At 64.4% G+C, this 20,190-nt stretch carries 19 protein-coding genes; 13 read left to right on the top strand and 6 right to left on the bottom strand.

Annotated elements, in window-relative coordinates; all coding sequences use genetic code 11:
• Positions 1-9: 9 nt before the first annotated feature.
• The 3 genes from AAFO92_RS03990 to glmU are packed head-to-tail and all read right to left on the bottom strand — an operon-like array spanning position 10 to position 3,868.
• A complete protein-coding gene (locus AAFO92_RS03990) occupies positions 10-693 on the bottom strand; it encodes a DNA alkylation repair protein (RefSeq protein ID WP_347533369.1) in 684 nt (227 codons plus the stop codon).
• The gene (glmS, locus tag AAFO92_RS03995) at positions 690-2,513 is read right to left on the bottom strand and encodes a glutamine--fructose-6-phosphate transaminase (isomerizing) (protein WP_347533370.1); all 1,824 of its coding nucleotides are present in this window, start codon (positions 2,511-2,513) and stop codon (positions 690-692) included. Before glmS ends, AAFO92_RS03990 begins: the two co-directional genes overlap by 4 nt.
• On the bottom strand, positions 2,513-3,868 hold the full coding sequence (gene glmU / locus AAFO92_RS04000; protein WP_347533371.1) for a bifunctional UDP-N-acetylglucosamine diphosphorylase/glucosamine-1-phosphate N-acetyltransferase GlmU: 1,356 nt from the start codon (positions 3,866-3,868) through the stop codon (positions 2,513-2,515). Before glmU ends, glmS begins: the two co-directional genes overlap by 1 nt.
• 147 nt (positions 3,869-4,015) lie before the next feature.
• Here glmU and AAFO92_RS04005 point away from each other — a divergent pair, with 147 nt between their 5' ends.
• From AAFO92_RS04005 to AAFO92_RS04025, 5 genes are all read left to right on the top strand, one after another.
• Positions 4,016-4,681, top strand: a complete 666-nt coding sequence (locus tag AAFO92_RS04005) for an HAD-IA family hydrolase (RefSeq protein WP_347533372.1) — start codon at positions 4,016-4,018, stop codon at positions 4,679-4,681.
• A gap of 177 nt (positions 4,682-4,858) precedes the next feature.
• Positions 4,859-6,052, top strand: coding sequence for a DegT/DnrJ/EryC1/StrS family aminotransferase (locus AAFO92_RS04010; protein ID WP_347533373.1), 1,194 nt, complete (start codon positions 4,859-4,861; stop codon positions 6,050-6,052).
• Positions 6,053-6,151: 99 nt separating this feature from the next.
• Positions 6,152-7,315, top strand: coding sequence for an isovaleryl-CoA dehydrogenase (locus AAFO92_RS04015; protein WP_347533374.1), 1,164 nt, complete (start codon positions 6,152-6,154; stop codon positions 7,313-7,315).
• Positions 7,312-7,806 (top strand): lysozyme inhibitor LprI family protein, encoded by a 495-nt coding sequence (locus tag AAFO92_RS04020; RefSeq protein ID WP_347533375.1) that lies wholly within the window; start codon positions 7,312-7,314, stop codon positions 7,804-7,806. The genes AAFO92_RS04015 and AAFO92_RS04020 overlap by 4 nt, the downstream gene beginning before the upstream one ends.
• A complete protein-coding gene (locus AAFO92_RS04025; protein ID WP_347533376.1) occupies positions 7,807-9,363 on the top strand; it encodes an AMP-binding protein in 1,557 nt (518 codons plus the stop codon).
• A gap of 65 nt (positions 9,364-9,428) precedes the next feature.
• Here AAFO92_RS04025 and AAFO92_RS04030 read toward each other — a convergent pair whose 3' ends face one another.
• Entirely contained in the window at positions 9,429-10,046 is a 618-nt protein-coding gene (locus AAFO92_RS04030) for an OmpW family outer membrane protein (RefSeq protein WP_347533377.1), read from the bottom strand.
• 140 nt (positions 10,047-10,186) lie between these two features.
• Here AAFO92_RS04030 and AAFO92_RS04035 point away from each other — a divergent pair, with 140 nt between their 5' ends.
• The 7 genes from AAFO92_RS04035 (at position 10,187) to AAFO92_RS04065 (ending at position 18,181) form a co-directional block, all read left to right on the top strand.
• On the top strand, positions 10,187-11,791 hold the full coding sequence (locus AAFO92_RS04035; RefSeq protein ID WP_347533378.1) for a carboxyl transferase domain-containing protein: 1,605 nt from the start codon (positions 10,187-10,189) through the stop codon (positions 11,789-11,791).
• Positions 11,792-11,913: 122 nt separating this feature from the next.
• The gene (locus AAFO92_RS04040; RefSeq protein WP_347533379.1) at positions 11,914-13,860 is read left to right on the top strand and encodes an acetyl/propionyl/methylcrotonyl-CoA carboxylase subunit alpha; all 1,947 of its coding nucleotides are present in this window, start codon (positions 11,914-11,916) and stop codon (positions 13,858-13,860) included.
• Positions 13,860-14,528 (top strand): glutathione S-transferase family protein, encoded by a 669-nt coding sequence (locus tag AAFO92_RS04045; protein WP_347533380.1) that lies wholly within the window; start codon positions 13,860-13,862, stop codon positions 14,526-14,528. Before AAFO92_RS04040 ends, AAFO92_RS04045 begins: the two co-directional genes overlap by 1 nt.
• Entirely contained in the window at positions 14,525-15,184 is a 660-nt protein-coding gene (locus tag AAFO92_RS04050; RefSeq protein ID WP_347533381.1) for a glutathione S-transferase, read from the top strand. Before AAFO92_RS04045 ends, AAFO92_RS04050 begins: the two co-directional genes overlap by 4 nt.
• Position 15,185: 1 nt before the next feature.
• Complete coding sequence (locus AAFO92_RS04055) at positions 15,186-16,040, top strand: hydroxymethylglutaryl-CoA lyase (RefSeq protein WP_347533382.1); 855 nt, start codon at positions 15,186-15,188, stop codon at positions 16,038-16,040.
• 12 nt (positions 16,041-16,052) lie between these two features.
• Positions 16,053-16,841 (top strand): crotonase/enoyl-CoA hydratase family protein, encoded by a 789-nt coding sequence (locus tag AAFO92_RS04060; RefSeq protein WP_347533383.1) that lies wholly within the window; start codon positions 16,053-16,055, stop codon positions 16,839-16,841.
• Positions 16,842-16,927: 86 nt separating this feature from the next.
• Positions 16,928-18,181: a hypothetical protein gene (locus AAFO92_RS04065; protein WP_347533384.1), complete on the top strand. Its 1,254-nt coding sequence runs from the start codon at positions 16,928-16,930 to the stop codon at positions 18,179-18,181.
• Positions 18,182-18,202: 21 nt separating this feature from the next.
• Here AAFO92_RS04065 and AAFO92_RS04070 read toward each other — a convergent pair whose 3' ends face one another.
• Positions 18,203-18,541, bottom strand: a complete 339-nt coding sequence (locus tag AAFO92_RS04070; RefSeq protein ID WP_347533385.1) for a copper-binding protein — start codon at positions 18,539-18,541, stop codon at positions 18,203-18,205.
• Positions 18,538-19,056 (bottom strand): DUF4142 domain-containing protein, encoded by a 519-nt coding sequence (locus tag AAFO92_RS04075; RefSeq protein WP_347533386.1) that lies wholly within the window; start codon positions 19,054-19,056, stop codon positions 18,538-18,540. The genes AAFO92_RS04070 and AAFO92_RS04075 overlap by 4 nt, the downstream gene beginning before the upstream one ends.
• A gap of 139 nt (positions 19,057-19,195) precedes the next feature.
• Here AAFO92_RS04075 and AAFO92_RS04080 point away from each other — a divergent pair, with 139 nt between their 5' ends.
• Entirely contained in the window at positions 19,196-20,146 is a 951-nt protein-coding gene (locus AAFO92_RS04080; RefSeq protein WP_347533387.1) for an AraC family transcriptional regulator, read from the top strand.
• Positions 20,147-20,190: the final 44 nt, after the last annotated feature.

Genomic DNA, 20,190 nt, shown 5'->3' on the forward strand with positions numbered 1-20,190 from the left:
CCCTTGCCGTCAGAGCGTTGGCAGGTTCTTTTCCGCTTCGCGCCGGGCGAACGGTTTCATCCGGCTGCCATTCTCGGACATGAAGGCGCGGACACGGTCGGGATCGTGCTTGCCCAGATCGCGCAGCCACCAGCCGACGGATTTCTGGATGAACCAGTTTTCGTCCCGGACATAGCCCGCAGCCCAGCCCAGAACGCGCTCGCGAATGGCGGCATCGGCGGGTTTCGGGTGGTTTTGCTTGGTCCAGGGCAGGGTGATGACCATCGCCGCGCGGCGGGTCCAGTGGCTGTCCGCGCGGGTCCAGGCCTCGACCTCGTCCAGGCGGGACGGATCGGCGATCAGGCGTTTCTGACCGGCCATGCAGGCGTGATCGGCGATCGCCCAGCTGTCGAAATCCGGCACCCAGGACGTGATCAGCGCCCACACCGCGTCATCCGGGCGGATACGCGCCTGGGTCAGCAGCTTGGCCGCGGCAAGGCGGGCCTCGAAGATATCGGTCTGCCACAGGGTATCCGCCAGCGCGACGCGTTCATCGACCGAAAGCCGCCCGCGCCATTCCTTGGTCAGTTCGTTGAGCGCCGGGTTGGCGATGCCCAGATAGCGGCGCGGCACCTTGTGATAGGCGGCCATGCCCTCGGCCCGGCCCGGCTCGATCAGGGCCGTCATCGCGGCAAGTGCCTGGTCGGGTGTCATTCGACGGTCACCGATTTCGCCAGGTTGCGCGGTTGGTCCACGTCCGTGCCCTTGGCCACGGCGGTGTGATAGGCCAGCAACTGCGCGGGCAGGGCATAGAGGATCGGGGTCAGGACGGGATCGACCTGCGGCATGACAAGCGTTTGCCAGACGCCCTCACCCGCCTCTTTCGCGCCTGCCGCATCGGTGACCAGCATCACCTTGCCGCCCCGCGCCATCACCTCCTGCATGTTCGACACGGTCTTGTCGAACAGGCTGTCCCGCGGTGCCATGACGACAACGGGCATTTTCTTGTCGATGAGCGCGATGGGGCCGTGCTTCAATTCTCCTGACGCATAAGCTTCGGCATGTATATAGCTGATTTCTTTCAATTTTAACGCCCCCTCAAGGGCCAGCGGATACATCACCCCACGGCCCAGGAACAGCGCGTTCTCGGATTCGGCCAGCCGGCGGGCGGATTTCTTGAACTGCGGGTTCTGGTCGAAGGCATGGTTGAACGTACCCGGCAGGGCACGCAGGGCGGAAAGCTTGTCGGCAAATTCATCCGTGCTGATGGTGCCGCGCGCCCGCGCGGCCTTGAGCGCCAGCAACAGCAACACCGTCAGCTGGCAGGTAAAGGCCTTGGTTGAGGCAACGCCGATTTCGGTTCCGGCATGAATTGGCAGCGCCAGGTTGCTTTCGCGCGCGATCGAGCTTTCGGCGACATTGACGACAGAGAGGATCTTGTCGGCCTTGTCCTCGCAATAGCGCAGGGCGGCAAGCGTATCGGCGGTCTCGCCCGATTGGCTGACGAATAGCGCGGCGGTTCCGGGGATGACCGGCGGCTCGCGATAGCGGAATTCCGAGGCGATATCGACCTCGACCGGCATCCGGGCCAGCTGCTCGAACCAGTATTTGGCGGTCAGGCAGGCATAATAGGCGGTGCCGCAGGCGACCATGACGAGGCGGTCGATGCTGGTGAAATCCACGCCTTCGCCGGGCAGGGTGATGTCGTTGCCCTCTTTGTTGAGGTAGAAATTCAGCGCATTCGAGATCACCGTGGGCTGTTCCGAGATTTCCTTGGCCATGAAATGCTTGTGCCCGGCCTTGTCCACCCGCGCGCTGTCGATCTGGACCTTGCGGATTTCGCGGTTGGCGATGTTGCCGCCTGCATCGGTGATCTCCAGGCTGGCGCGGGTGATCACCGCCATGTCACCCTCTTCCAGATAGGTGATCCGGTCGGTCAGGGGTGCCAGCGCGATGGCGTCCGAACCGACGAACATCTCGCCATCGCCATGCCCCACCGCCAGCGGGCTGCCCTTGCGGGCGGCAATCAGCAGATCGGCCTCGCCGTCGAACAGGAAACAGAGCGCATAGGCGCCGTCAAGCTTGGCGATGGTCTTGCGTGCGGCCTCGACCGGGGTATCCCCTTCGGACAGGTAGCGTTGCACTGTCAGGGCCACGGTTTCGGTGTCGGTATCGGTCTCGAAACCGATACCTTGATCCGCCAGTTCCTTGCGCAGCTCGCGGTAATTCTCGATGATCCCGTTATGCACCACGGCCACCCGGCCGGCGCGGTGCGGGTGGGCGTTGCACACGTTGGGCGCGCCATGCGTGGCCCAGCGGGTGTGGCCGATACCGGATTTGCCAGCCAGCGGTTCATGCACCAGCAGGTCGCTGAGATTGACCAGCTTGCCCACCGCGCGGCGGCGGTCCAGCTTGCCCAGGTTGATTGTGGCGATCCCGGCGCTGTCATACCCGCGATATTCCAGCCGCTTGAGCGCCTCGACAAGGGTCGGCGCGGCCTCGTGATGGCCCAGAACCCCGACAATTCCACACATTATCCCGCCCTCTCATCGCGTTTTAGTTTCTTTTTCTTCAGCATTTCAAACAGCTTGCGTGCAAAGCCCGGTTTGTTTTCCTGCGCCGCGCGGGCGATGGCCAGGGCACCGTCGGGCACATTCCTGGTGATGACCGATCCGCTGGCCGTCATGGCGTCATCGCCGACCGAGACCGGCGCCACCAGCATCGTGTTGGAGCCGATGAACGCATTCCTGCCGACCTCGGTGTGGTGCTTCATCACCCCGTCGTAGTTGCAGGTGATCGTACCCGCGCCCACATTTGTCGCCTCGCCCAGATGCGCATCGCCGATATAGCTGAGGTGATTGACCTTGGCGCCCTCGTCGATGATGGCGTTCTTCACCTCGACGAAATTGCCGATGCGGGTGTCCTCGGCCAGTTCGGTGCCGGGGCGCAGGCGTGCATAGGGGCCCACGGTCGCGCCGCGTGAGACATGGCAGCCCTCCAGGTGCGAAAACGCGCGGATACGGGCGCCGGATTCGACCGTCACGCCGGGGCCGAAGACGACATTCTGCTCGATGATGGCATCGCGTCCGATCACCGTGTCAAAGGCGAAATGCACGCTGTCAGGGGCGGGCAGGGTGACGCCGTCATCCAGCGCACGCGCCCGCGCATTGGCCTGAAAGGCGGCTTCGGCCAGGGCCAGTTCCGCGCGCGAGTTGATGCCCATCGTCTCGGATTCGTCACAGGCGATGGCGGTGGCGCCGAGGCCTTTTTCGCGGGCGATTTCAACGATATCGGTCAGGTAATATTCGCCCGAGGCATTGTCATTGCCGACCGCGTCGATCAGGTCGAAAAGGTGTTTCGTGCTGGCCGCGACCACGCCGGAATTGCAGAAGGTGATGGCGCGGGTGGCCTCGTCGGCATCCTTGAACTCGGTGATGCGCTCCAGGGTGTCGCCGTTCATCACCAGCCGCCCATATCGGCCGGGATCGGCGGCGTTGAAGCCGAGGACAACCACATCATGCGATTTGCGCGCCTCGGCCATGCGCAAGAGCGTGTCCTGGCTGATGAACGGTGTATCACCATAGAGCACGATGGCATCGCCCGCGTGATCCGCCAGCGCCGGGGCGGCCTGGGCCACCGCGTGCGCGGTGCCACGCTGCTTGGTCTGCCGGGCGATCTGGACGCCGGGGTCATGGGCCTTTGCCGCGCTGGCGACGGCCTCGCCATCATGTCCCACGACAACCACCGTGGCGTCGGGTTCCAGTGCCTGGCCGGCGCGCATGGCATGGACCAGCATTGGCGCCGCGGCGATCTGGTGCAGCACTTTCGCCTGGTCGGATTTCATGCGGGTGCCCTTGCCTGCGGCCAGGATGATCAGCGCGGTGCTCATGCGGTTTCTCTTTGTAATTACGCCCGGCCCGTTTTATCCGGAACGCGGTCCGGCGCAAGGTGGTGCGGGATCAAACAAGATTGCGGGATGTGACAGGTGGTAGCGAAAAACCGCCTATCCCATTGAAACAAGGGAGAATCAGGCGGGATGAGAACCGTGGTTTTCGATCTGGACGGGACGTTGGCGGATACCAGCGGCGATCTGATTGCCGCCGCGAATGCCTGTTTCCGCCAGATGGGCGAGAAGGATCAGCTGGAGCCCGGGCGCGATGCAGGCACCGCGCTGCGCGGCGCAAGGGCGATGTTGCGGCTGGGGCTGGAGCGTCTGGGAAATGGTGTCGAGGAGGCGGTGATCGATCGCTATTACCCGCTGCTGCTGGAGGCCTATGAAGGGGCCATTGATGCCCATACGGTATTCTATCCCAACGCGATCAAATGCGTCGAAGACATGCGCCGCGACGGTTACGCGGTGGCGATCTGCACCAACAAGCCCGAATACCTGGCGCGGCTGCTGATGACACGCCTGGGGGCGCTAGACCTGTTTGACGCGCTGATCGGGGCGGACAGCCTGACGGTGCGCAAACCGGACCCCGCCCCCCTGTTCGAGACGGTGCGCCGGGCCGGCGGCGACAGGACGCGCTGTGTGCTGGTGGGCGATACCGAGACCGATCGCGAAACCTCGCGCCGGGCGGGGGTTCCGTCGGTGCTGGTGACTTTTGGTCCCAATGGCGGCGATGTGATCGCGCTGGCCCCCGAGGCCACGATTGATCATTTCGATGAATTGCCGGGGGTCGTGAAGGCATTGATCGGGTGATCTGATCCCGGTCAAAATGCCCGTCGCGCCCACCCGCCCACCCCGCGCCGGGCATTTTGACGGCTTCGAACGGGTCAGGTTCGGGAAAGGCGCAGGCGGGTTGCGGGTTTCCCGATGAAGCGGGCGGGGCGGGTATCGGGCATTGACCTGCGCGCCGCGCGGCCCCAAAACCGGAGCATGACGGAAATTTTCAAAGGCAGTTTCACCCAACAGGAGCCGATCCCCGATGACGGGATCGCGGCCGCGCTCGAAGTGATGCGCAGCGGCAGGCTGCATCGCTACAATCTGGCCGAGGGGGAGATCGGCGAAACCGGTCTGCTGGAGCGTGAATTCGCCGCTTACCTTGGCGCGAAATACGCGCTGGCCGTGGCTTCGGGCGGCTATGCGCTGGCCACGGCGCTGCGGGCGGTCGGGGTCGGGCCGGGCGACAAGGTGCTGACCAATGCCTTTACCCTGGCCCCGGTGCCGGGTTCCATCGCCAGCATCGGCGCGGTGCCGGTCTTTGTGGGGGTGACGGCGGGGCTGACCATCGACCTTGACGATCTGGCGGCCAAGGCGGATCAGGCCAAGGTGCTGATGCTGAGCCACATGCGCGGCCACCTGTGCGACATGGACCGGCTGATGGCGATCTGCGGGCAGGCCGGGATCACCGTGATCGAGGATTGCGCGCATACGATGGGCGCGGCGTGGAACGGGCGCGCCTCGGGGCGGGACGGGCTGATCGGCTGCTATTCCACCCAGACCTACAAGCACATGAACTCGGGCGAGGGCGGTTTCCTCGTGACCGACGATGACGAGGTGATGGCCCGGGCGACCATCCTGTCGGGTTCCTACATGCTTTATGAACGCAACGGCACCGTGCCGCCGCCCGACATGTTCGAACGGGTGAAATACGACACGCCCAATGTCTCGGGCCGCATGGATCATCTGCGGGCGGCCATCCTGCGGCCTCAGTTGCAGATGCTCGACAGCCAGTGCGCGGCGTGGAACGCACGGTATGAATGTGTCGAACAGGGGCTGCGCGGCACGCCCGGGCTGACCGTGATCGACCGCCCCACCGAGGAAAAATACGTGGGCTCGTCGATCCAGTTCCTGTTGCTCGACTGGACCAGCGAAGCGATTGCAGATGTCCTGACGCGCTGCCGGAAACGCGGGGTCGAGCTGAAATGGTTCGGCGGGGCGGAACCCACCGGTTTTACCAGCCGCTATGACAGCTGGCGCTATGCCCCGTCCGAGCCGATGCCGGAAACCGACCGGATCCTGCGCGGGATCATCGACATGCGCCTGCCGCTGACTTTCAGCCTGGAGGATTGCGCCCTGATCGCCCGGATCATCCGCGCCGAGGTGGGCGCGGTCTGGCAGGCGACCTGACCACGTCCTTGCCGAGGCATTGATTTGCGGGATTGACCCGACTCACTTCCGCGCGCTATAAATGAACAACTGTTCAATAAGCGCCGGAGATGGGACAAGATGTTCAATGCCGTGATGCAATTCGATCTGGGTGAGGACGTGAACGCGCTGCGCGAGATGGTGCATCGCTGGGCACAGGAGCGGGTCAAGCCGCTGGCGGCGGAGGTCGATGCCTCGAACAGTTTCCCGAACGCGCTCTGGACCGAGATGGGCGAGCTGGGCCTGCTGGGCATCACCGTTCCGGAAGAATTCGGCGGTGCGGGCATGTCTTACCTGGCGCATGTGGTCGCGGTCGAAGAGGTCGCGCGCGCCTCGGCCAGTGTCTCGCTCAGCTATGGCGCGCATTCCAACCTTTGCGTCAACCAGATCAAGCTGAACGGGACCGATGAGCAGCGGCACAAATACCTGCCCAAACTGATCTCGGGCGAACATGTGGGCGCGCTGGCCATGTCCGAGGCGGGCGCGGGCAGCGATGTGGTCAGCATGAAGCTGCGGGCCGAAAAGCGCAACGATCACTATCGCCTGAACGGCAACAAGTACTGGATTACCAACGCCCCGGATGCGACGACGCTGGTGGTCTACGCCAAGACCGACCCCGAGGCCGGATCGAAGGGCATCACCGCCTTCATCATCGAGAAATCCATGACAGGTTTCTCGACCAGCCCGCATTTCGACAAGCTGGGGATGCGCGGATCGAACACCGCCGAGCTGATTTTCGAAGACGTGGAAGTGCCGTTCGAGAATGTATTGGGCGAGGAAGGCAAGGGCGTGCGCGTGCTGATGTCGGGGCTGGACTATGAACGCGTGGTGCTGGCGGGGATTGGCCTTGGGATTATGGCCGCCTGTCTGGACGAGGTCATGCCGTATATGGCCGAGCGCAAGCAGTTCGGTCAGCCGATCGGGAATTTCCAGCTGATGCAGGGCAAGATCGCCGACATGTATACCGCAATGAACTCGGCCCGGTCCTATGTGTACGAGGTTGCCAAGGCCTGTGACCGGGGCGATGTCACCCGGCAGGACGCCGCGGCTTGTTGCCTCTATGCCTCCGAGCAAGCGATGGTGCAGGCGCATCAGGCGGTGCAGGCGATGGGCGGCGCGGGCTTCCTGAACGACGCGCCCGTCGCGCGCATCTTCCGCGATGCCAAGCTGATGGAAATCGGCGCCGGCACGTCCGAGATTCGCCGGATGCTGGTAGGCCGCGAATTGATGGCGGCGATGTCATGAAGCTGCTGACCCTTGCCCTCGTGTTCCTGGCGGGCAGTGCTTCGGCACAGGATCTGGTGTTTTCGCCCGCGCAGACTGAAAGTTGTCTTGCCTCATCGGCCCCTGAACAGCAGCGCCTTTGCTTTGGGCTGTCGGCGCAGGCCTGCATGAGCGCGACACCGGGCGGGCATACGACGGTTGGCATGGCGGGCTGCCTCGATGCCGAGAGGCAATATTGGGACAATCGCCTTAACGCCGCCTATCAATCAAGAATGGCGCAGGCGAAAGCGGTTGATGCCGAGATGGCCGAACTGGGTGCAACGGTTTCCAGTCAGGCCGACGCCTTGCGCGAAATGCAGCGGGCTTGGATCCCGTTCCGCGATGGCAAGTGCGGCTTTGAGTATTCGCAATGGGGCGGCGGTACCGGCGGCGGCCCGGCGATCACGGCCTGTTTAATGAACGAAACCGGCGAACAGACACTTTATCTGGAAAATTCGGGGTTGGGACGCTGAATGCTGGAACGCGCCGCGACATATGACGCGTTGTGCGACGGCTTCCGCTGGAACCTGCCCGCGCGGCTGAACATGGCGGCGCAGGTCTGCGATGACTGGGCGGCGCGCGATCCGGGCCGGGTGGCGATCATTGATCTGACGGATGGGCGGCGCGATGTGACCTATGGCGAGTTGCGCAAGCTCGCGGATAGCCTAGCGCATGATCTCGTGGCGCGGGGCGTAAAGCCCGGCGACCGGGTGGGCGTGCTGCGCTCGCAGGGCGTGTGGACAGCGGCGGCGCATATTGCGGTCTGGAAGCTGGGCGCGATTTCGATCCCGCTCTTCAAGCTTTTCATGCGCGAGGCGCTCCTGAGTCGGGTCAATGATGCGGGCGCCGAATTCGTCATCACCGATCCCGAGGGCGCGCGGATGCTGGATGGTCAAACGCCGATCTTGCCCGAGGAACTGGAGCTGAGCGACGCGCCGTTCGAAACCGCCGAGACCGGGCCGGAGACACCCGGCGTGCTGATCTACACCAGCGGCACGACAGGTTCGGCCAAGGGGGCGCTGCACGGACATCGGGTGCTGACCGGGCACCTGCCGGGCGCCGAACTGCCGCATGATTTCCTGGGGCAGGCGGGCGATTGCCTGTGGACCCCGGCGGACTGGGCCTGGATCGGCGGGCTCTTTAACATCCTGATGCCGGGGCTGGCGCTGGGGGTGCCGGTGGTGGCCGCGCGGATGGCAAAATTTAATGTCGAGGAATGTCAGCGGATCATCAGCGAAGCCGGGGTGCGCAATATCTTCTTTCCGCCGACCGCGCTGAGGATGCTCAAGGCGGCGGATGCGCGGATCGGCGGGCTGCGCACGGTGGCTAGCGGGGGCGAGCCGTTGGGCGCCGAGATGTTGGACTGGGGGCGTGACGCCTTCGGGCTGACGATCAACGAATTCTACGGCCAGACCGAATGCAATCTGGTGGCCTGTTCCTGCCAGCAGTTGTTCGAACCGAAACCGGGCTGCATCGGGCGCACGGTGCCCGGCCATGACGTGGCGGTGCTGGATGCCGAAGGGAAGCCGACCAGGGACGAGGGCGATGTGGCGGTCAGGCGCGGCTCGGCCTCGATGATGCTGGAATACTGGAACCGGCCCGAGCAGACGGCGGAAAAGTTCAGAGGTGACTGGATGCTGACCGGGGACCGCGGCGTCTGGGACGGCGAATATCTGCGCTTTGTCGGGCGTGAGGATGACGTGATCACCTCTGCGGGCTATCGCATCGGCCCGGCGGAGGTAGAGGATTGCCTGCTCCAGCACCCGGCGGTGGCGACGGTGGGCGTGGTCGGCAAACCCGATGCGCTCAGGACCGAGATCGTCAAAGCCTACGTGGTGCCGAAACCCGGAGCTACCGCCTCGGATGCCCTCGCGGAAGAGCTGCAGGCTTTCGTCAAGGACCGGTTGGCAAAATACTCCTATCCCCGTGAGATCGGGTTTCTGGACGCCTTGCCGATGACCGTGACCGGCAAGGTGATCCGGCGTGAGCTGAAGGCGCGTGCCGCGCGCGAAGCGGAGAGGCAGCCATGATGTATCCGTCCTTCGCCGGCGTGACGGAGCGGGCAAGCACAAAGCCCGCTCCAATCAAACTGAGGCTAGAACTTGTGCACGTAGGCCACGCCAAAGACCCAGGGGTCGATCTTGACCTTGCCCACGGGCGCGCCGCCGATCTTCACGTCGGTCTCGATGTCGATATAGCGCATGTCGACACGCAGAGACCCGCGTTCGCTGATCGCATAATCCAGCCCGGCATGCAGGGCAAAGCCCCAGGAATTGTCCAGGTCAACCGCCGTTCCCGCCAGCGGACCAACGCCGCGGTCGTCAAAGAAATAGGTGTAGTTTACACCGGCGCCGACGAAGGGCGTGAAGCTGGACCGGTTCGCAAAATGGTATTGCAGGGACAATGTCGGCGGCAGGTGCTTGGTCTTGGCGACCTCGCCGGTGCCGACAAGGTTGATGTCATGTTCGAACGGCCATGCCACCAGCAATTCGACACCCAGATTGTCGGCCAGGAAATATTCCGCCGTCAGCGTCGGGCGGATATTCGCATCGACGTCGATGCGGCCCACGGCCGTCACGCTGTCGCTGCTGTCGGGGGTGACCGAGTGGACGCCGAAACCAAGGGTAAAGTCGCCCTTGGACTGGGCCATTGCCGGAACGGCAGCGGTGCCGAGAAGGGCGGCGAGGGTCAGAGTTGTGAGTTTGTTGGTCATCTTTCCATTCCTTATCGAATGACCCGCGATTACGCCGCGTCGCAGCAACATGCTTTGATGCAGGTCAAAAAGAACAGGTTTTCAATTGGCGGTAGGATTCTGCATCGCAGCAACGTGCCGTCCACATCGTGCGAGGAAACATGAAACTCATTTCGCAGGCGATCCCGTCATCCGAGGCGTTCCAATCCAACCGGAAGGGTCATCTGGAGGCGCTTTCCGTCATCGAGGAGGCGGCCCGATGGGCGGCCACTGGCGGCGGTGAGACCGCGCGCGAGCGGCATCTGAGCCGCGGCAAGATGCTGCCGCGCAACCGGGTGGCGGGGCTGCTCGATCCCGGCTCGGCCTTCCTGGAGGTGGGCGCGACGGCGGCGCATGGCATGTATGACGACGCAGCACCCTGTGCCGGGGTCGTTGCCGGGATCGGCCGTGTGCAGGGGGTCGAGTGCATGATCGTCTGCAATGACGCCACCGTGAAAGGCGGCACATATTACCCGATGACGGTCAAGAAGCACCTGCGCGCGCAGGAGATCGCCGAGGAATGCCATCTGCCCTGCATCTATCTGGTCGACAGCGGCGGCGCGAACCTGCCCAACCAGGACGAGGTGTTTCCCGACCGTGATCATTTCGGGCGGATTTTCTACAACCAGGCGCGGATGAGCGCCAAGGGCATCCCGCAGATCGCCGTGGTGATGGGCTCGTGCACCGCGGGTGGGGCCTATGTACCGGCCATGTCCGACGTGACGATCATCGTCAAGGATCAGGGCACGATCTTTCTGGCCGGGCCGCCGCTGGTCAAGGCCGCGACGGGCGAGGAGGTCACCGCCGAGGATCTGGGCGGCGGGGACGTGCATACGCGGCTTTCCGGCGTGGCCGATTACCTGGCCGAAGATGATGCCCATGCGCTGGCGCTGGCACGGCGGGCGGTGGCCAGTCTGAACCGCACGAAACCGCAGACGGTGAACTGGGCCACGCCCGAGGAACCTGCCTATGACCCCGACGAGCTGCTGGGCGTCGTGCCCACGGATCTGCGCACGCCATATGACATCCGCGAGGTGATCGCACGGCTGGTGGACGGGTCGCGCTTTGACGAGTTCAAGGCCCGGTTCGGAGAAACGCTGGTCTGCGGCTTCGCGCATCTCAAGGGCTGCCCGGTGGGGATCATCGCCAATAATGGCGTGCTGTTTTCCGAGGCGGCGCAGAAGGGCGCGCATTTCGTCGAGCTGTGCAGCCAGCGCAACATCCCGCTGCTGTTTCTGCAGAACATCACCGGTTTCATGGTCGGACGGAAATATGAAAACGAGGGCATCGCCCGGCACGGGGCCAAGATGGTGACGGCGGTGGCGACCACGAACGTCCCCAAGATCACGATGGTCGTGGGCGGGTCTTTCGGGGCGGGGAACTACGGCATGTCGGGCCGTGCCTATCAGCCGCGCTTCATGTGGACATGGCCCAATTCACGTATCTCGGTCATGGGTGGGGAGCAGGCGGCAGGTGTGCTGGCCACGGTTCGTCGCGACGCGATCGAGCGCAAGGGCGGGACATGGTCCGCCGAGGAGGAGGCCGAGTTCAAGCGCCCCACGATCGAGATGTTCGAGACGCAATCGCACCCACTCTATGCCAGCGCGCGGCTCTGGGATGACGGTATCGTGGACCCGCGCAAGTCGCGCGACGTGCTGGCGCTGTCGTTGAGTGCCGCGCTTTGCGCGCCGATCGAGGAGACACGCTTTGGCGTATTCCGCATGTAACCAGGCTGCCCGTGCAGGACGGCCCCACCCACCCACCCGCCGCCCTGCACGGGCAGGGAGTCTTGGACAGGTCGGCGCAATAGAATACCGGCTTGATGCGGTGTTGAGGAAAAGAGGTCGAGATGTTTGACAAGATCCTGATTGCCAACCGGGGCGAGATTGCCTGCCGGGTGATGGAAACGGCGCGCAAGATGGGGGTGCGCTCGGTTGCGGTGTTTTCCGATGCGGACCGCGCGGCCAGGCATGTGGCGCAGGCTGATGAGGCGGTGCATATCGGCGGATCCGCCCCGGCAGAGAGCTATCTGAAGGGCGACGTGATCATCCAGGCGGCGCTGGATACCGGCGCGCAGGCGATCCATCCGGGCTATGGGTTCCTGTCCGAGAACCCGGATTTCGTCGAGGCGGTCGAAAAGGCCGGGCTGGTCTTTATCGGCCCGTCGGCCAGCGCCATCCGGGCGATGGGGTTGAAGGATGCCGCCAAGAAACTGATGGAAGAGGCCGGTGTGCCGGTGGTGCCCGGCTATCACGGTGACAACCAGGATAGCGCGCATCTGGCGGCCGAGGCTGACAAGATCGGCTATCCGGTCCTGATCAAGGCGGTGGCCGGCGGCGGTGGCAAGGGGATGCGCCTTGTCGAGCAGCCCAAGGATTTCTCTGACGCCCTGGAAAGTGCCCGCAGCGAGGCCGCCAAGGCCTTTGGCAACGATGCGGTGCTGATCGAGAAATTCGTCGAAAAACCGCGCCATATCGAGGTGCAGGTCTTTGGCGACGGCTCCAAAGCCGTGCATCTGTTCGAGCGCGACTGTTCCCTGCAGCGCCGCCATCAGAAGGTGATCGAGGAAGCCCCGGCGCCGGGCATGACCGACCAGATGCGCGCGGCCATGGGACAGGCCGGCGTGCGCGCGGCAGAGGCGATCGGATACGCGGGTGCGGGCACGGTGGAATTCATCGTCGATGGCTCAAGCGGGCTGCGCACGGACGGGTTCTGGTTCATGGAGATGAACACGCGCCTTCAGGTGGAGCATCCGGTGACCGAGGCGATCACCGGGGTCGACCTGGTGGAATGGCAACTGCGCGTGGCCAGCGGCGAGGGGCTGCCCGCGCGGCAGGAGGATCTGTCGATCAACGGGCATTCCTTCGAGGCGCGGCTTTATGCCGAGGATGTGCCCAAGGGTTTCCTGCCCGCAACCGGCACGCTGTCGCATTTGCGGTTCCCCGCCGATGCGCGCGCCGATAGCGGGGTGCGCGCGGGTGATGAGATCAGCCCTTTCTACGACCCGATGATCGCCAAGCTGACCACCCACGGGCCGACCCGCGCGGTGGCGCTGCGCCGCCTGTCCACCGCGCTGGCCGAATGCCAGGTGGCCGGCACGGTGACCAATCTGGGCTTTCTGGGGGCGCTGGCCGCGCATAAGGGCTTTGCAGCGGGGGATGTGGATACCGGCCTTATCGCCCGCGACATCGACATGCTGGTGGTTGCGCCGGAGCCGGGACCGCGCGAGCTTGCGCTGGCCGGAATGGCGGCCTCGGGGGTGATGGATCTGGCCGGCGAAGAATCGGGCTTTGCGCTCTGGTCGCCGGTGGGCCGGGTCCAGGGGCTGCGGCGTGGTGATGACACCCATGAGTTGCGGATCAGAACGCTGTCGCGGGATGCCCATGACGTGGTGATTGGCGACACGGTTGTCGCCGCGCGCCGGATTGGCGGGCGCTGGCAACTGGACGGTCAGGTTGCCCCGGACGTGGCGGCCGCCGATGGCGTGGTGACGGTGTTCTCTCAATACGGGATGAGCTTTGACATCATCGACCCGCTGGAGCGCGACAGTACCGCCACGGGCGATGCCGCCGTGATCGAGGCGCCGATGCCGGGCCTGGTCAAGTCCGTTCACGCCAAGGCCGGCCAGGCCGTGTCGAAAGGCGACCGGCTGGCGGTGCTGGAGGCGATGAAGATGGAACACAGCCTGCTGGCCGCGCGTGACGGCGTGGTGGCCGAAGTGCTGGTTTCAGAGGGTGCTCAGGTGACGGCGGGCGCCGCGCTGGTCCGGCTGGAAGACGAGGCCGGGGAATCGTGATGCCTGCTGCCGGCGCCGGGGTTGTTCTGACGGGCTACGCGCTGAGCGTCTATACAAGGTCGGCGCGGATGGCGCTGGCCGAGAAGGGCGTTACCTGCGACTATGCCGAGTGCAACCCGTTCGATCCGGCGGATGCGCTGACATTGCTGCAGGCGCATCCTTTCGGGCGGGTGCCGGTGCTGGAGCATCGCGGGTTTCGCCTTTACGAGACCGCGGCCATTCTGGATTACATCAACGCGGCCTTCGATGGCCCCGCGCTTGTGCCCGGCGATCCACAGGCGGCGGCCCGGATGCGGCAGGTGATTTCGATGGTCGACAATTACGTCTACTGGCCACTGGTGCGGCAGGCGTTTTCGCACGGCGTCTATCGGCCCCTTGTCGGCGAGGCCGCGGATATGGCCCGCATGCAGGACGGGCTGGAGGCCGCGCCGCGGGTTCTGGACGCGCTGGAGGAAATCGCCGCCGAGGGGCTGGTCCTGCGCCCCGAGAGCGCCAGCCTGGCCTGTTGTCACCTCTTTCCGATGCTGGACTATTTTGCGATGCTGCCCGAGGGGCGGGAGCTGTTGGCGCAACGCGATGCGCTCAGCGGGTGGGTCTATGCGGCCGGGCGACGGCGCGCGGCGGCCCTTACGCGCCCCGAGCTTGAAACCAGGGGAGGCGCGGCATGATCCGACTGCATCACGTACCGTTTTCGCGCTCGTTCCGGGTGCTGTGGCTGCTGGAGGAACTTGGTCTGGATTGTGAGCTGATCCGCTATTCCATCCGCGACGGCAGCCTGCGCGATCCTGCCTACTTGGCCAAGTCGCCCGCCGGCCGGGTGCCCGCGCTGGAAATAGATGGTGAAGTAATCTTCGAGAGCGCGGCGATCCTGCAGATCCTGTGCGAAAGGCATCCGCAGGCGGGCCTGGCGCCGGCACCCGGTGCGCCGGATCGCGCCCGCTTTTTGGAAATCATCGGGTTCGCCGAGACGATGGCCAGCCTGATCGAGAACCTGAACATGCAGCACCTGTTTCTGCGCGACCCGTCGCAGGCCTCGCCCGTCGTGCTGAAACTGATTACCGCGCGCCTCAGGTCCACGCTTGGCGCGATGGAAACCCTGCTTGGCGATCAGGATTACCTGTTGCCATCGGGATTTTCAGCGGCGGATGCGATGATGGGGTTCAACCTCTTCGCCGCACCCTACTATGTGGACCTGTCGCGTTTCCCCGGGCTGGAAGCCTATCGCGCCCGGCTGGAGGCGCGAGAGGCCTACAAGACCGCGCGCGCCCGGGAGGGCGAGCAGGACATATACCCCCGGGATTTCCTTCCCCTTCCGGAGCGTTGAGATGGCCGAACAGGTCGAGATATTCGAGGTTGGTCCGCGTGACGGGCTGCAGAACGAAAAGCGCCAGATACCGACGGCCGAGAAAATCGAGCTGGTCGATTGCCTGAGCCGCGCCGGGGTTCGCCGGATCGAGGTGGCAAGCTTCGTCAGCCCGAAATGGGTGCCGCAGATGGCGGATTCCGCCGAGGTGCTGGCCGGGATCGCGCGGGCGGCGGGCATTCGCTATGCGGCGCTGACGCCGAACATGCGCGGATTCGAGGGCGCGCTGGCGGCGAGGGCGGATGAAGTGGCCATATTCGGATCCGCATCGGAAGGATTTTCCAGGGCCAATATCAACGCGACCATCGCCGAGAGCCTGGAGCGGTTCAGGCCGGTGGCCGAGGCCGCGCAGACGGCGGGCATCCCGGTCAGGGGCTATGTCTCCTGCGTCAGCGATTGCCCCTATGACGGGCCGACGGATCCGGGGCAGGTGGCGCGCGTGGCGGGCGAGCTCTTTGCCATGGGGTGCTACGAGGTTTCGCTGGGCGACACGATCGGGCAGGGAACGCCGGAACGGATCGACGCGATGCTGGCGGCGGTCAAGGATGCCATACCGGTGGCGCAGCTGGCCGGCCACTACCATGACACCGCGGGCCGCGCACTGGCCAATATCGAAGTCTCGCTGGCGCAGGGTATCAGGGTGTTCGACGCGGCGGTGGGCGGGCTTGGCGGGTGTCCCTACGCGCCCGGCGCGGCGGGCAACGTGGCAACCGAGGCGGTGCATGACCGACTGACCGCCCTGGGGTACGATACCGGGCTGGATGCCCGGGTTCTGGGACAGGCCGCGGACATGGCGCGCGCCATGCGGCAGGGATGAAAGGACACGAAGATGTTTGAAACGCTTGAGATCGAACAGGACGAACGCGGGGTTGCGACACTGTGGCTCAACCGGCCTGAAAAGCACAATGCCCTGTCGGCGCAGATGATCGCCGATCTGACCGCCGCCGCGGCGCAGCTGGCCGCGGATGATGCGGTGCGGGTGGTGGTGCTGGCGGGCCGGGGCAAATCGTTTTGCGCGGGCGGTGACCTGGGTTGGATGCGCGCGCAGTTCGATGCCACGCCCGAGTTGCGTGCCACCGAGGCCCGGAAACTGGCGATGATGCTGAACGCGCTGAACACGCTGCCAAAGCCCCTGATCGGCCGGGTGCATGGCAATGCCTTTGGCGGTGGCATCGGCATGGCCAGCATCTGCGACGTCGTGATCGGGGCCGATCATGTCAAGCTGGGTCTGACCGAGACCAAGCTGGGCCTGATCCCCGCCACGATAGGCCCCTATGTCTGCGCCCGGATGGGCGAGGCCAAGGCGCGGCGCGTCTTCATGTCGGCGCGTCTTTTCGGTGCCGCGGAGGGCGTCGAGCTGAACATTCTGGCCCGCGCCGTACCCTTGGATGATCTGGATGCCGCGGTCGAGGCCGAAGTGGCGCCCTACCTGGCCTGTGCGCCCGGGGCGGTGGCCCGCGCCAAGGCGCTGCTGCGCTCTTTGGGACCGCGCATAGATCAGGAGGTGATCGCCCATACCATCGACGAACTCAGCGCCTGTTGGGCCGGCGATGAGGCACCCGAGGGCATCGGTGCTTTCTTCGACAAGCGCGCGCCGGCATGGGCCTCCGGTAATTAACTGTTATTTAACTCAAAATCGGTTGACAGTCAGAGCAAGGGCAGATTACCAGTCACGCAATAGTAACGATTACTCACGGAGTCGTGATGTTGCAGCGCCTGATACCTTCTTTTCTCCTCATCGCATTCGTTCTGGGCGTTTCCCAGCCCGCCGCCGCCGGGCCGGATGGCCGTACCGGCGCCTATGATCTGGACGGGGTGGTGAAGACCGACCTGCGATATTCGGAACAGATGTTCGACCGTCAGGACCACGTCACCGACAAGGTCGCCGTGGCATTGCGGGCCCGGCAATCCGGTGCTCTGGAACCGCTGAGCTTCTATCTGGGCGGGCGTCTTGTCCTGACCTACATCTTCGAAGAGACCAACACGGCGGGCAAGTTCCCGATCCTGTCGCGGCTGCCGCCCACCCATACCTCGGGCAAGTCGGATTCCTATGGCGTGGTGAACGAGGCATCGCTGAACACGACGATCACACTGCCCTGGGTCACCGCCTTTGCACAGGGCGAATATACCGAGGTCGAATATCCCGGCCAGGAATCCCTGCAGCTGCGCAAATACTGGGTGGCGGTCGGTGATCTGGATCGGTTCCCGGTCTACGCGGCGGTTGGGCGCAAGACGGTGAATTTCGGCAATTTCGCGTCCTATGCGCCGTTCACCCACAGCCATAGCAGCCATTATTTCTGGGCCCAGTCCGATGATCCGGTGATCGAGCTGGGCTATGTCACCGATCGGACCCACCTGGCGCTGTCGCTGATCCCTGAACATCGCGGGTTGCGCGTGATCAGCAGCCCCGAAAACAATGGCGGCCTGTCGAATTTCGCGCTGAACGGATCGCACCGGTTCGATCTGCAGGGCGGCAACAGCCTGACCGTGGGCGGCGGTTATCTGCGCGGCACGATCTATGACAGCGCCATTGCACACCACCCGCCGGGGCAGGGCACTTTCCGGTCGTGGAACGGGGCCTATAACTTCAACACCACCTTCAGCGGATCGAATTTCGACGTGATGGCCGAGTTTACAACCACCGATGACATCTGGCCGGCCACCGGCCACAAGGTCACGGCGACCACGCTGCAGGGGCGCTACAGATCCAGCCTGTTCGGTCGTCCGGCGGTCTATTCGCTGAGCGCCAGCCGTGGCGTGCAGGGGGCAGGCGGCACCGAATGGGAAAGGATGGAGCAGGTCATCCTGGGGCTAGAGGTCGAGCCGGTCCCGCACCTGAAGCTTGGCGCCGAATACATGTACAATAACGGTTTCGTGCCGCTGATCCTGCCCACGGTCACGGGCGACCGCAGCGTTGAATCACATACGTTCATTCTTGGTGCGGAACTGACCTTCTGATCGCCGCGGCGATGGCGGGCACTAACCGGTGATTTCGAGATCGGCGATCATCGACGGGTGATAGGCGCAGAAATAGCTGCCCGTCCACTCGGGCGTGACCAGCAACTCGGCGCTTTGGTCCTGTTCCAGGGTACCGGTATCCCAGCTGCCATCCTGCGCCGTCGCGGTGTGCGGTACCAGGTCGTGATTGGTAAAGCGGATGCGATCCCCGACCGCGACACGCAGGTGACCGGGGTCAAACACAAAATCGCGGATGGCAACCTCGTGCGCCACACCCTGTGCGCGGCTCGGGGTGCCAAGGGCCGGGGCGATCAACAACCCCAGCCCGCCGGCCATCACGCTGCGGCGGTTCAATGTCATTGAACCGCTTTGACCATCATTTCGGCATGGCCTTCATGCACCTTGAATATCTCCAGCCCCTGTTCGAACAGCGCCCTGACTTCGGGGTGGTCGATATTGGGGATGAAAGTGCTTTCGACAAGGTTGTTGACGGCCTGGTGATACCCCAGCTCGTTTTCCGCATAGGCGCGGTCGAATTCGGCCCCGCGCAGTTGCGACAGGCGATCCACGATACCTTCGGCATTGGCTGCCAGCTTCTGTGACAGGAAATTGTCCTGTGCCTCGGCGCCCAGCTTGTCGAGCAGCGCCAGCGCCGCCTCGTTCACCGCCTCGTGGTCGCGGATCATGGTCCGGGCAAATTCCTGGATTTCCGGCGTCGTGCTGAGGGCCAGCGCCAGATGCGCATAACGAATGTCGATATTGTCGGCGACATAGGCCACGTGGGCCATTTCCGTATCGCTGAGCTTGGCCGGGTCGCCTGCCAGCGCCGGGGTGGCAAGGGCGGCAGCCAGGATGGCGGTCATAAGGGGTCTCATCTATCTCTCCTTTGGTTCAGTATCGGATGACCCCAATCAACGCCGCTGCGTCTGAATTTAGAATGCCGCCACGTTCAGAATTCGTGACCGATCGTTCAGATGGATGGACGCGCGGCAAACGATCTGCAAAACTACGCTCATGAGTGACCTTCTCAGCGATATCCTGATGCAGCTCTCCATGAAGGGGACGTTGTATTTCCGCGCTTCGTTCCGGCCGCCCTGGGGTGTTCGGGTGCCCAGCTATTCGAATGTGGCGCGGTTTCACTACGCCCACCGGGGCGAGTGTCTGATCCGGCACGAGCAGGGCGGCGAGCCGGTGCGGCTGGCGCAGGGTGATCTGGTGATCGTGCCCGGCGGGGCAGGTCATGCGCTTTATTGTCAGCCGGAAACGGAACCGGATGCGCTGCCGCTTGAGACGGTTCTGGAACGCGCGGGATACCGGGGCGAGGGCGTTCTGGTCTATCCCGGGGATGACAATGTGGAGGATCGGGAGACGCAGTTGATCTGCGGGCATTTTTCAATCGCGGACGGCCAGGAACACCCGATCTTCGACCGTCTTCCGCCATTCGTGCATATCCGGGATTACGGCGCCCAGGCCGGGCAGTGGATGGAGGCCACGCTGCGGATGATCGGCGCCGAAACCGGCGGTCGGGCGATGGGCGGTGACCTGATCGCGCTGAAACTTTCCGAGGCGATCTTTGCCCAGGCCATCCGCGCCTTTCTGTCCAGCACCGAGGCCGAGGATGCCGGCCTGTCGGGTTTTTCCGATCCGCAGCTGGCGCGGGCGCTGACGATGATCCATTCCAACCCGTCGCATGGCTGGACATTGGAGATGCTGGCGCGCGAGGCAGGAATGTCGCGCACCGGGTTTGCCGTGCGATTTGCCGACAGGATCGGGATGCCGCCGCTGCAATATGTGACCTATTGGCGGATGCAGCTGGCCTGCCGGGCACTGCGCGATTCTGGCCGGTCGATCGCCGATGTCGCGGCACAGGTCGGATACAGCTCGGAATCGGGGTTTTCGCGGGTCTTCAAGAAGGAAAAGGGTCTGCCGCCGGCGCGGTACCGGGCGCAGGTGGCCGCCGCCTGACATCTGCCTGTTTCCTTGCCACGCCTGGATCGCCTGGCTAGCAT

Source organism: Roseovarius sp. CAU 1744 (genome assembly GCF_039839345.1).
Classification (GTDB): Bacteria; Pseudomonadota; Alphaproteobacteria; order Rhodobacterales; family Rhodobacteraceae; genus Roseovarius.